At 45.5% G+C, this 12,989-nt stretch carries 7 protein-coding genes; 2 read left to right on the forward strand and 5 right to left on the reverse strand.

Annotated features, from left to right (window positions below):
* Positions 1-92 precede the first annotated feature (92 nt).
* The gene (locus tag D0A37_RS14325) at positions 93-1,358 is read right to left on the reverse strand and encodes a glycosyltransferase family 4 protein (protein WP_242725166.1); all 1,266 of its coding nucleotides are present in this window, start codon (positions 1,356-1,358) and stop codon (positions 93-95) included.
* Between the two features lie 568 nt (positions 1,359-1,926).
* Positions 1,927-2,844: a YihY/virulence factor BrkB family protein gene (locus D0A37_RS14330; RefSeq protein ID WP_242725169.1), complete on the reverse strand. Its 918-nt coding sequence runs from the start codon at positions 2,842-2,844 to the stop codon at positions 1,927-1,929.
* A 114-nt stretch (positions 2,845-2,958) separates the two neighbouring features.
* Between D0A37_RS14330 and D0A37_RS14335 the strand changes: the two genes are divergently transcribed.
* Together D0A37_RS14335 and D0A37_RS14340 are read left to right on the forward strand one after the other, a co-directional pair.
* A complete protein-coding gene (locus D0A37_RS14335) occupies positions 2,959-4,044 on the forward strand; it encodes a hypothetical protein (RefSeq protein WP_242725172.1) in 1,086 nt (361 codons plus the stop codon).
* Positions 4,045-4,410: 366 nt separating this feature from the next.
* Entirely contained in the window at positions 4,411-5,304 is an 894-nt protein-coding gene (locus D0A37_RS14340) for a CNNM domain-containing protein (protein WP_242725175.1), read from the forward strand.
* A 60-nt stretch (positions 5,305-5,364) separates the two neighbouring features.
* Here the strand turns inward: D0A37_RS14340 and D0A37_RS14345 are convergent, their stop codons facing one another.
* From D0A37_RS14345 to D0A37_RS14355, 3 genes are all read right to left on the reverse strand, one after another.
* Positions 5,365-7,212: a tetratricopeptide repeat protein gene (locus D0A37_RS14345; protein WP_242725178.1), complete on the reverse strand. Its 1,848-nt coding sequence runs from the start codon at positions 7,210-7,212 to the stop codon at positions 5,365-5,367.
* Between the two features lie 107 nt (positions 7,213-7,319).
* Positions 7,320-11,606 carry an O-linked N-acetylglucosamine transferase family protein gene (locus D0A37_RS14350; protein WP_445242531.1) on the reverse strand — a complete coding sequence of 1,429 codons (4,287 nt, stop codon included), beginning with the start codon at positions 11,604-11,606 and terminating at the stop codon, positions 7,320-7,322.
* Between the two features lie 22 nt (positions 11,607-11,628).
* On the reverse strand, positions 11,629-12,957 hold the full coding sequence (locus tag D0A37_RS14355) for a glycosyltransferase family 4 protein (protein WP_242725181.1): 1,329 nt from the start codon (positions 12,955-12,957) through the stop codon (positions 11,629-11,631).
* Positions 12,958-12,989: the final 32 nt, after the last annotated feature.

The following is a 12,989-nucleotide window of genomic DNA, read 5'->3' on the forward strand; positions in this document are numbered from 1 at the left end:
TGATATCACTTATAGTTGAAGGTTCCCAGTTAGAACGGATGAGTGAAACAGGGATCAAGGGAAACTGGCTTCAACTATACTAAGTGATACTACTAAGCGCTCACGGGGTCAAGCTCAAGGGCCGATTGTTCGAGCAGTTGAGTGTAAAGTTGACCCAGTTGAGAGGCGATACCGTCCCAACTGAAATGGGTTTCGACGCGCTGGCGGCCTGTGTGTCCGAGTTGCTGGCGCCATACTGAGTCAAGTAACAAGCGATCGATCGCATCGGCAAAAACTGCTTCATTTTTCGGCGGCGCGAGCAAACCTGTTTTTTGTGGCACTACAGTATATTTCAGCCCTCCCACGTCGGAGGCGATTACGGGCGTGCCGCAGGCCATCGCTTCAATGGCGACTAAACCGAAGGGTTCGTAGTGGCTGGGAACGACGCACACATCGGCGGCGGCGTAGTAGCCGGGGAGAATGTCTCTGCTCAAGGCGCCGGGAAAACTGGTAATGTCGCTGAGCCCGAGTTCTTCAACGATGCGGCCGATACGATCGCGCTCTTTGCCATCGCTTTCCCCCGCACGCCACCCGCCACCAATTATGAGTTTTAAATCGGCTTTGGGCACCGTCGACCGACTGACGGCGCGGACTAAGGTTTCGATGCCTTTGCGACGGTCGAAACGGCCGACGTACAACACGACTTTGGTTTCGGGGGCTATTCCTAAGTGGCGGCGGGCGGTCGCTCGGGCGATCGAGCCGAACCGTTCAATGTCCGTACCGCAGGAAATGATGTCAATATTGCCTTTGGAGGAAACCAGAGACCTCATGTGTTCTTTTTCTTGGGGACTGGTAGCCACTACGCGATCGGCTGTTTCCAAAAGTGTTTTTTCGACTTGCAGCCTGGTTTTGGCAATCATCGGAATTGTCGAAACCGACTTGTATTTAATTGCTGCCAAAGAATGGTAAGTGTGAACTTGCAGAAGAGGTTGCGTTTTTTTCAACTCCATTCCCACCCAAGAAGACAGCCAGTAATTGGTGTGAACTAACGGATATTGAAAGCCTGACTCTAACTGAAACTTCTGAAATTCTTGAACAAAGATTGGTAAATATCCATAAATTTCGTCGCGGGAAATAAATTCTTGCGGCCCTGCTACTAGCCGAATAGTCCGGCAATTGGGACTGTGCTGTACAATTCTTGCTTGTTGGCGATCGGATGAACGGGTGAACATATCAACTTGCCACCCCTGTCTCGCCAGAGATTCCCCTACTTGACGCACGTAAACATTTTGCCCGCCCGCTTCTTCTTTGCCAATTTCCACAGCGGGATCACCGTGTACCGAGATGAGAGCGATCCGTTTTTTAGTTAATGAAATCATGATTGTTTACCAAAAATTAAAAATATTTCAGGAAAAGATTGAAAGTGCAATTTTGGCTGCTGCGCCGGGACTGGAATCTTTTAGCTAATTTGTATTAAAGTGAAAATGCGGGATCGAGAAATCATCCTTCAGGGATAAGTTGCAGGGAAAAATTCACAGACGACTTCCTTCTGCTGACAGAGACGTGCAGCAGCTCAAATTCTAGATAATCTAAATAGAAATGAATGAGGGTGAAGGGAATAATTTTCCGTATTCTGGCCGGTGTCAAGCTCGCACCTCTTAGCCCTCTCTAACTCGAGCCTCCTTTTAGCTTGCTGCTAGAGATGCGAGGTCAGCCGAAGGTAGAATTTTACCCCTCTAGATAAAAAAATAGGGCTTTCGAGAAAGCAGAATTCTGCCGTCCCGAAGACCGAAGGTTACAGGGCAAGGGAAAAAAAAGCAAAGTTATTGCATTCAAAATTTTTCTTTCGTTCCGCCTTGCACCTTCTGTCTTTTTCCCTCTTCCTTCTTGCTTCTTCTGTCAAACCCGGAGTGCGAGTTTAACCTCAAATTTCCCGTTTGTCTAAGGTTAAGAGTTCTTGCGAGGTTTGCGTGGAGAGGATTCACCGTTTTCGCTGTTGAGGGTATTGTTTCGCGAACCTTGCATTTTGGAGCCGTATCTGTTAGCCCAAACTTGGGTAAACTCGGCACCTAAGAAGAGAATTTGAGCGGAATAATTAATCCAAAGCAGGATAATCACGAACGATCCCGCAGCACCGTAGGTAGAGGCGATACCGCTACCTCCGAGGTAAACTCCAATTAGGGATTTGCCGATCGTAAACAGCACTGAGGTGATGGCGGCGCCGATCCAAACATCATTCCAGGCAAGATGGACATCGGGCAAAAGTTTGTAAATTAAGGCAAAAAGCAGCGTAACTACGCCAAAGGAGATACCAAAGTCCACAATCTGCCAAATGCCGACTGGCAAGTGCAGCAAGTCGTTCAACCAATAGCTGACGGCGGCTAAAATGCCGCTAATTACTAAAGATACTAGCAGTAGAAAGCCTATGCCTAAAATCATCGCAAAAGACAATACGCGATCTTTGAGGAATCCCCAGATGCCTCGTCCGGGCGGCGGTGAAACATTCCAAATAGTATTAAGGGCTTCTTTGAGATTAGTAAACACGTTGGAAGCGCCCCACAAAAGTGTAGCGATGCCGACTAAAGTAGCAATCATTCCCGACTTGGGTTCGGAGGCTTTGAGGATGAGTTCTTGGACAGTTTGGGCGCCATCTTTGCCGATTAAACTTTGGAGTTGGGCGACGATTTGACCTTGGGCTGCCTCTGCACCAAAGACTAAACCGACGATCGCAATTACGATAATTAGCAGCGGGGCGAGGGAGAAGACTGTGTAATAGGCTAGGGCGGCGGCTAGGGTTGGCGCTTTATCTTCTTGCCATTCAGTAAAAGTTTGTTTGAGCAGCGATATGACTGTTTTTAATTTCACGGCTTTTGGTTTCCTTATACTTAGCGTTCACCAAGGGATTTTAAGAGGTTAGGGGTTTTTTCGCGTCGGCCACAAGATAGATTTATCGATTAGCAAATTCGGAAGATTACTTTTATGTCAGATTCCTACACAACTGTTAACAGCACCGATATAAAATCGTCCAAAAAAGCAATTTCTTGGGCAAAAATGAGCGCATTAGTAGCGGTGGTCAATTTCTTGCTAGTGCTTTTTCATTTCAGTTACCTTCAGTTGCGTCCTGTTTATCAGAGCTATTTTCCGGGCTTAGTTAAAATTTACGACCCGATTAAAGGCATTGATTCGAGTTTGCCAAATCCCGAATATTTGACAAGCGCTGACCAGTTTTGGCGAATAGATACGTTTTTTATCGGTTTTTTTGGGGCGGAATTTTTGATTAAAAGTCTGTTCCATACCCGCCGCAAACCGGGGGTAACTTGGTTTGATTTTGTGCTGAGGCGCTGGTATGAGGTGTTTCTGGTGATACCGATTTGGCAGGGGTGGCGGATTCTGCCAGTATTGGTGCGGCTTCACAAGTCGGGTTTGGTGAATCTCGATCGCGTAGTTACTCAAGTTACCTACGAACCGATGGCTTATTTAGCCAATACGATATCGGAATACATGATGGTGCGGTTTATCAATCAAGCTAAAAGTTCGATCAAACAGGGCGACGCGGCGCAAATGTTGCTGGGGCAGCAGCCGTACCTTCACGTTAATCAGGACAATACGATCGAACAAATTACCAAGCGGATTTTGGATCTGACAATTTACAAAGTTTTGCCGCAGGTGCAACCGGATTTGGAAGAATTGCTGCACCACAATTTGGAAACAACAATCAAACAGTCGGATTTTTATCAAATCGTGCAAAATTTCTCTCCGATTAATATTTTGCCGACGGAGATGACGGAACAGGTAGCGAATTATTTGGCTCAAACTGCTGTGGATGTGTTAGCTACTACTTATGAAGACGATAAAAGTAGAAAAATTCTAGATAATTTCAGCCAAGAATTTAATCAAAGTTTGCGGCGGGAATTGCAAGATGAGAAAACTCTTGGGGAATTGCAGTCGCTGCTGTCGGATTTGTTAGAAGAAGTGAAGTTGAATTACATTCAAGGCGGGTTGAAGTCCGATCCGGTGCAGACTTTTACGGAAATTAACTCGCTCCGGGGAGGAAGGGAGAGTTGATACAGCAATGAGTTGCGGTGTTGTGAATTAGATTTTTTTTTACTCACATCTGGCATCATTGTCAAGAACAGGCAAGATGCCTGTTCCACAAGAGATGAATTTTCTTGTGGAACAGGCATCTTGCCTGTTTCTAAACAAGTAATTGAGAATGGTGCAATATCTCAGTTAAAACGAACCGCCAAGACGCCAAGGGCGCGAAGGAAGAGAAGAGAAAGAGTTTACAAGTTCCTACGGGTAAGGTGCGCCTCGGCGCACCTACAAATAAGGGTAGTGGGGATATCCGAAATCTCGCGGGGTAAAGCTATCTGAATCGCAAGCTAAAATAAAAGAATTAACCTAAAACATCTATCATATTAGATATCTATTTTGAACAACCTGACTTGCCTGGAAATAGAAGTCGCTCAAACAATGCTGAGGTTAGCAATGTTGCTGGGCTTAACACTTTTAATCGCCTTTTTTGTGGCGTCAGAACTAGCATTAGTATCAGCCGATCGCCATCAAATCCGCCAACTTGCCCACTTGGACGATCGCCCAACCGCTAAAACCGCCGAACTCGTCCACCAAGCTCAAAACAACATACCGCATTACCTGTCTGTGACTCAAACTGGCACAACAGCAGGGAGTTTGCTGTTGGGTTGGTTGGGTGAGGGAGCGACTGTACACTGGATCGAACCGTGGATCGACAAATTGCCGATCGGTCATTTGTCGGCCGTGCTGACTGCTCATTCGATCGCAGTTCCCGCAGCATTCATCTTAGTAACTTACGTCGAGATAGTATTAGGAGAACTAATCCCCAAAGTATTAGCAACCCACGCCCCAGAACGCACCGCTTTGCTGCTGATGCCCCCCCTCGAACTCTGCTCAAAATTACTGTGGCCGCTGCTAGCAATTCTCAACGGTACCGTCTGGCTGCTGACAGGTTGGATTACCAGTAAAGAGTCTCAACCGCTGCTGTCACCTTCCCAGCCCACTCTCGTCCAAAAAGATGCTCATTCGGCACTAATTTCGGGCGTATGGGAAGTGACAGCAGTTAACGAAAAACTAGGGTTAAACCTACCGACTGACCAAGCTTACCAAACAATCGCCGGATTCGTGATCCACAATTTAGGTAAAATGCCCAATCAAGGCGATCGGCTATTGTGGGGCGAGTTAGAAATAGAAGCAGAAAATGTAGTAGAAGGCAGTTTAGAAACAGTGCTACTGCGTCAGGTAACTCGCCCCTTATTTGCGACTCAGCAGCCAGAACTTGTGTTAAATTGAATTACCGTTTTTAACTTCCAGGCTCTTCCTGGAAGAAGCTACAGGAATCATTTAGGGTGGCTAGATCGCACCTGCCAATTTCATCATATTTAATAACTCAGCAATATTGACTAAAATATCTTCAAATACGTAGTGAATTTGTCCCCCTCCCTCCTGCTGGCTGTGCGAGTCAATATCGAGAACCCTTTCGCCGATAAATTCCCAGTATTCGAGACCAACTTGACTGCTAAGTTTGCGGTAACAAGGGTTTACATAATCAGGTGCAAATATTTCTATAACTTTAGTACCTGGACTGCAAAACACTGTGTTAGTCAGAGCCGCACCGTGAGATCCAATTACAACTTCAGCAGCAGCAAACAGCGATATTTGTTCCGCAACAGAGATTGATTCGGGCGCGATACTCTTAAAGCCAAACTTACTTAAAAATGCGACTACTTCATCTTCATTAATCACTCTGCGTCTTTCTTTGCGAGATATAAAAATTCGCTGTTTTTTCTGCAAGCCAATGATGGAATCATTCAAGAATTCTCTTCTGAGAAAATTGCAGGCCCATTTTGTACTTTCTCTGATGACACTGCTAACCAGTAATTGACGAGCTTGAATGTGATTATTTTTATAGGTTTCTACCATTTTTTCTAACGGAATACCTAACAAGCTGACTGTTTCTCTCTGAAACGGCAAGCAACACTGATTGACGGCAAATTTATCGATACTACTTATATCTATACCCGATCGGCGGAGCAATTCAATCTGCGGCAAAAACTCAAACATCCAGTGATAATAATTGTAACAGTAGTTTTTCGCTAAAAAAGCTACTGTTCCTTCAATTGCAACCGGGGGAGGCAACCGATCTGAAGAGATAATCAAACTCGGACTACCTGTAGATATATCCTCTAACAGCCGATCGTCTGAAGTAATGACGGCCCGAGTAAATTTATCTCCCCAAGCACGTCCGTTAGGGATAACAGCTACAAATGGTTGTGCGTTTTCGCCCTCACTTTCTCGGGAATTAGAGTCCCGGTTTTCGCTGGGTAGAAATTGCGGGGAGATAACAGATATTTTCGCCTTTAATGTAGAGGTAACTAACTGACTATGGACGGTGGAAGGACAAAATTCACGAATCAGGTGCAGAGGAATTGCGCTGTAGTAACAAGCGATCGCCTCATCTTTTCTACCTAAATTTGTGAATAATTTGAATAAATTGTAGTAAGCTTCATCCACATCCGGCAGAATTTGAAGGAGTTCAATGCAAGTAGCGATCGCTTCTGGGATTTTTCCTTGCTTTTTGAGGGTAACTCCTAAGTTTAAGTAACTAAACTTACAGTCTGGTTTCTGAGAAATCGACTGGCGGTAACAAGCGCTCGCCAGGTCTAACTTACCTTGAGTAAAATGAAAATTCCCTAACTCTAAGAATGACTCGGCACTAACGCTTGTCGGAGCGATTTGAGCCACCTTAAGCCAACAATCTAAAGCTTCCTCCCAGCGGTTTTGGTGACTCAATACCTTGCCCATTCTCAAATAAACATCAGCCAAATTCGGGTTTAACTGAAGGGCTTTTTGGTAATTAGTTATTGCTTCATCCAGTCGCCCCTCTGCAACCAAACAATAGCCTAATTTGGCAAGGATTGTTGCCGAGTTAGGGTTGATTGCTAGGGCTTGAGAAAACGAGCGAATAGCCGGGGCTGTTTTTTTCTGTGACATGAGAGCAGCACCCAGAATATCGTAGGCTAGAGCGCAATCCGGTTTGATGATGATGACTTGATGGCAAAGTGCGATCGCTTCTGCAAACTTCCCCTGAGTAAAATATACAGCAGCTTGGCGGTTGAGCGCTGAAATATCCTTGCGGGCGATCGCTCCTGCATCCGAATAGCGGTTGGAATTGGAGGATTGATCGCTGGTGCTGTTCATCTGTAGAAAATGGAAATTTTGGTAGTAATGTTAGATATTATACCAGTGAATAGTACCGATGTAAACAGCAGCGCGATCCTCTTCGAGGGCTTCGCTAACGCACTTTTTTACCCAACAACCACCTTAACCGCACCCCCAACCAACTGCTCGTAATCCTCCAACAACCACGGAGGCAAACAAGTATTTGCATCCTGAACCCGCAACTGTCCAGCGCGACAATACAGCATCGCCGCCAACAAATTATTCACAGCTTTAGGCGCTCCAAAACCTTTACTCAACTCAGCAACCAACGAGTTTAAAAACTCGCGCTCGCTCTCATTCAGCGGCTCGTTAATAAACCCGCTGCCCAGCATTGCTTTGTAACCCTTGCCAAAATCGCTCCGGTACAAAACTTCCAGTTTTTCGTCACCAACGCTCAGCCACAAATCGGCAATTTGCTTGCGAATATGCCGCAAATCTGCTATTACCAATTCAGCCGTCGGGTCGATTTCATAAAGATTGACGGCAGCAGTTAATTGATTGAGAAACTGCGGCAGATAATCTTGTTTGACAAGTGTTGGTTCTGTTGTCGCAAATGCGCTTTCAAACACCTTTTCGTAATCTTCAAGCAACCACTGCGGCAAGCGAGTGCGAGCATCGGGAACCCGCATTTTTCCCGGAACAAAGTACAGCATCGCCCCCAGCAGAGCATTGATAGCTTGAGGCTGCACCAACCCTTTACTAATTTCGGTCAATTGCTGCAAAAATTTTTGTTCTGCTTCAGTCATTGCTTCTGCTTGCAAGCCACATCCGAGTATGGCTTGATATCCCTTGCGAACTTCTCCTCGGTAAAAATTTTCTAGTTTCTCTGAAGGTACAGTCAGCCAAAAATCAGCCATTTGTTTTCTGATTTGGCGGAGTTCCAAAACTACCGATTCCTCAGACGGATCGATGCGGTAAAGATTGACGCATCCTAACAGTTGATTCGCGAATTGCGGCGATGGAATGTATTGAGCTAGCAAGTCAGAAGTGGAATCAGACTTGACAGCGGCTTCAGTCTCAAAAACTTGTTCGTAATCGCCAATTAACCAGTGCGGTAAACGGTTGCGAGCGTCGGGAATTCGCATGGTTTCCGGTGGGAAATATAGCATCGCCGCGAGTAAGGCGTTGACAGCTTTGGGATGCACTAATCCTTTGCTAATCTGGGTTAATTGCTGCAAAAATACTTGTTCGGTTTCGATCATCGGTTGACGTTGGAAACCGCTCTTGAGCAGGATTTGATAGCTGTTACCTGAAGCGCTTTTGTAGGCGGTTTCGAGGTTTTCGACGGGAACGTTCAGCCAAAAATCAGCGATTTGTTTGCGGATTTGACGCAGTTCGGATATTGCTGAGATGTTTGATGAGTTTCTTTGGTAAAGCTTGACGGCATTCGAGAGCATCTCGCCCAAATCTGCCTGTTTGGGAATGCTATCCTGTAAGCTGCGGGAGGCTTCCAGGTGGCTGGTTTGCCATTTGCCAAAGAGTTCTTGGAATAATTTGCCGATCGCCCCAGAGTATGCCACACTGTCAAAACAGCGCGGATTGCCTTGCATTTTTTGCTGAATTTCCTGCCGTTTTTGCTGCCGCAATTGCGGGTTAGTGCCGAGGGTAACTGCTAGTTGAATGTAAGATGCTTCGTCATAAGCAATTAAATCAGGCATTTGCAGTTCCCGCAGCATCGCCGAACCTTGGCGGAACCGCAAAGCATTTCCTTCCACAACCACCGCCGGCAATCCTACTTGCAAAGGATCAATTAACGATGTTGCCCCAGCATAAGGATAGGAATCGAGATAAACATCTGCTAGCTGCAAAAATTCTTTCACATCCGCGCGACTAGGCAGTTGTTTTACGAAGCGCAAGCGGTTATTATTGACGCCGTATTTAGCGCAGACAGCGTTCAGATTGTTGACAAAAGGTGTCGCTGGATAAGTGCGAGTCCAAGCCGGCCCGAAGGGATATAAAATCAAGATTGAATCGGGTACAGCAGCTAGAATTTTTACCCAACTCTCCCTCAATTCCGGCAAAATTTTGTAGAAGTTGGCGCCGGAGATAAAAACTGTTGTATTGTCTGAAATCCCCAGACTTTGGCGGGTAGGTTTAACTGTAGCTACTTCCGACTCTGTTGCGTATTTGAAACAAAAACCGCTGCCTTGGAGAACCGCCAACTGTTCGCGATATTGTTCTTGATAACTAGCATCCGGCGCGGTAAATTGGCCTGCGATGTAGTAATCCATGTGCCGGATTCCGGTGGTTGTCGGGGAACAGAAAGATGTAGTTTGTACCCGCGCTAAACGGTGAATTGCTAGTGAAGTCAGCGGTTTGTTAATAGCTGTTAAATTCGTACCGAAAAACAGGATATCTAAGTCGTCGGCGCGGATTGTTTGGACTTGCGATGCAAAGTCTTTCGGGAGTGCAACCAGTTTGTCGGCGCGACTTTGACAGTATTGTTCTAATTGGTGACCGCTGGTGTTGAGCGCGTACAGGTAAATCTCGAACTCGTTGCGGTTTAAATGCTCGAAAACCGGGATTGTGGCGAAGGTTTCGGTTTGCGGTGCGAAATGGTCGTTGATGATGCCTAGGCGGATTTTTGTCCGATTTGGCGATCGCGCCGGGAAGATACAATCAATTGAACTGCCGCGATTTTTGAGCGAAAACTCGATTATTTCCGCCCGTTTGGTGTAGATATCGCGCAGGTTTGCCGTGGTAAAATAAAGCGGGATAAAGTTCGCAACTTGCGCGAACAACAAAGCAATATTTTGCCACAGTGGCGAATCTGCATTTTTGAACAAATTAGTATGTAAGTAATCAATCCAGCCTTGGATGAATTGATAGTAAGTGTCTGCTTCTCCTCTGGTTTGAAATACGTTCGGACAAGTAAACATGAATTTGAGATATTCGTTGGCGAACCAATTAGGCACTGTAGCGCGATCGTACTTGAGCGGCAATTGGTCTGCCCGCCGGTACAGCATGGCTGCGAGCAGGTAATTGATGGCTTTTGGCTCGTTAAATCCTTTCGCCACATTGGCGACTAATTGGCTCACAAAAGTCTCTTCTGTATCCGTTAGCGGTTCATATCTAATGTCGCTAGCCAGCACCGCTTGGTGCTGTTTGCCGGCATCGCCTGCAAAGGTACTTGCAACTTGTTCCGCTGGTAAATTAAGCCAGATTTCAGCAATTTGTTTTCTAGCTTGGCGGACATTTGCTAGGGCGGATAAATCAGCGGAATTTTTCTGGTATTGCTCGATAATGCTTGACAATAAGATTGGATCTTCCGGCGATTTTGCCGGGATTTGCTGTCCGCTGCCGCAGGCTTGCATCAACGCTGAACTAACTGTTGTTGCCATTTTTGACCAAGAAAATTTGCGGGATTGTCCAAGTCCGGCAGCAATTAACGAGTTGCGAATATCCGGTTTCTGCACGTCAAGCAGGGAATTTCCCAGTCCATTAACATCATTTTCACCTACATACAATGCTGCTTCGCCTGCTACTTCGGGAATCGAGCTGTTGGGACAAGTGACGACGGGACAACCACAAGTCATTGCTTCCAATATTGGCAGTCCGAAACCTTCATACTTGGAGGGAAATATCAGCGCGATCGCACCCGAGTAAGCCGCTCTTAATTCAGCGTCGCCCAAATACAGCAGGTGGACGTTTACACCAGCAGTGTACGGTTGTAATTTAGGTTCTAGCGAAGGTTGACCGCTAGTACAAACAACATCAAATCCCGACTTGCTGCTGAGTCTCGATAAAGCTTGAAAAAAAGCGAGTGTATTTTTATAACCGTTGAATCCCAATCTTTCTCCGACTATTAAAAAGTAGGGTTTTTCAATCCGGTGTGCACTTTTAAATGCTTCTCTTTCTGGTAGACTAGAAGGATAAAAATGTTTTTGAATGCCGCAGTGAGCGACAGTAATTGATGCGGGAGATATTTGGGGGAAAAACTTTACTAAGTCGCGGGCAGTGCTTTGAGAAATGGCGATGTAGGAAGATGCTTGGCGGATAGCATGATGTTTTTCTCGCCACATGGGATTATTCAGGTCGCCTCCCGTAACTTCGGGTATCATATCGTAGGCGACAAATGCCGATCGCGTCGAAATCGGTGTTGTATAGTAGGTAGAAACAAATAAATCTGCATTTTCTCGATCGCACATTTGCTGCAACATTTGTTTGTCAGCATCGGTTTTGTTGTAATCGTAAACCGGAATCGAGCGATATTGAATGCCGGCAATCTTCGGTACTGTGCCTGCGCGATCCAGCATTACTATATTCTCAGCAAAACCGCTTTTTACCCATTCTTCCATCAAAGACTGCCAAACGCGAGCAATCCCGCTTTTTTGCTGGCTTTGAAAAAATATGCCGTCAATAACTATCTTCATGATTGGTGAGTTTCCTGTAAAATTACGATAAAGCAGTTCGATAAGCAGCGATAGTTTCGTCAGTGCACCTTTGCCAGCTAAAAAGTTTAGCTTGTGCCAAGGATTTTAAAGACATACTTTCTCGCAGCGATGATTTGTTGTAGATTTCCAGCATACTATGACAAAGCGCATCGGTATCTTTTGGATCTACCATAATTCCCGCTTCCCCAACTACCTCTGGAAGCGAAGATGTATTTGAGGTAATCACCGGTACTCCGCACTGCATCGCTTCCAGAGGCGGCAAACCAAAACCTTCATAAAACGACGGATAGACAAATGCTAAAGCACTGCTGTAAAGCGCTGCCAAATCCGATTCTGGGACGTATCCTGTAAAAATTATCCGCTCTTTTAGAAATTTTTGCTTAGAAACTTCTGCCATAATTTTATCGTATTTCCATCCTGGAGTACCCACTAAAACCAGATATAAATCTTTAATATGTTGTTCCTCAATTAGTTTAGCAAAACTGCGGATTGCACCGTCGAGATTTTTTCGAGGTTCCAATGTACCCAAACTCAAAATATAAGGAGCATCGGGAATGGCGTATTTGCGGCGAGTCGAAGCAAGTTTTTCCGCATCGCCGCAGGGGTAGAATACAGTCGGTTCCGCAGCGAGATGCGTGACGAAAACTCTCGAAGGGTCAATCTTGAGATAATTGCAAAGGTCGTTCTTAGTTGAATGCGATATGCACATCACCCAATCCTTTTGAGAGATGCTTGCTAAGGTTTTTTTGTAAAGTAAAGGGATTTGCTCGCTCAGCAGAAACTGCGGGTACAAAACAGGAATCAAGTCATAGATAGTCAAAAAAATCTGAGCTTTACTTGTTTGCTTTGCCGCAACAGGGATTTCATCGTAGGGCGAGTGAAATATATCTGCTGACTCTAAATTATTAGCATCTACCGGAACAAAGGAACCGCCCATGATTTGAACGGCATTTTGTAAATTGTTTTTCAAATGGTCAAAAACAGCTTTTTCCGTGACAGCATTGCCCGCATCATTTGCTTGCATTTGAAGACCCAGCATATTGTAAACATCGATTAGCTGCCTGTAAAAAACCCTGGCAAAGCTCGAATGCAGCAGGGGAATACCCGCTAATTTGGGATTGGTTTCCAGATAAGCGAAACTCGCCTCCAACAAATGCAAATACTGACTGACACAAAATAACAAATCGCATTCTTTCGCGTTTGCCAAATTCTCAGCAAGACTTTCAACTACTCTAAAAATGCCGGTTCTAGCGCGCTGGTGCAGGTGTCCCTGTCCGAGGACAGAGATATCGTAAATAACTTTAATTTGATGCTCCCGTTCAATTGACATACTCGGTTAACTCGCTTCTTACACTGACAGGA

Origin of the sequence: Microcoleus vaginatus HSN003 (assembly GCF_022701255.1) — a bacterium.
GTDB classification, from domain to species: domain Bacteria; phylum Cyanobacteriota; class Cyanobacteriia; order Cyanobacteriales; family Microcoleaceae; genus Microcoleus; species Microcoleus vaginatus_B.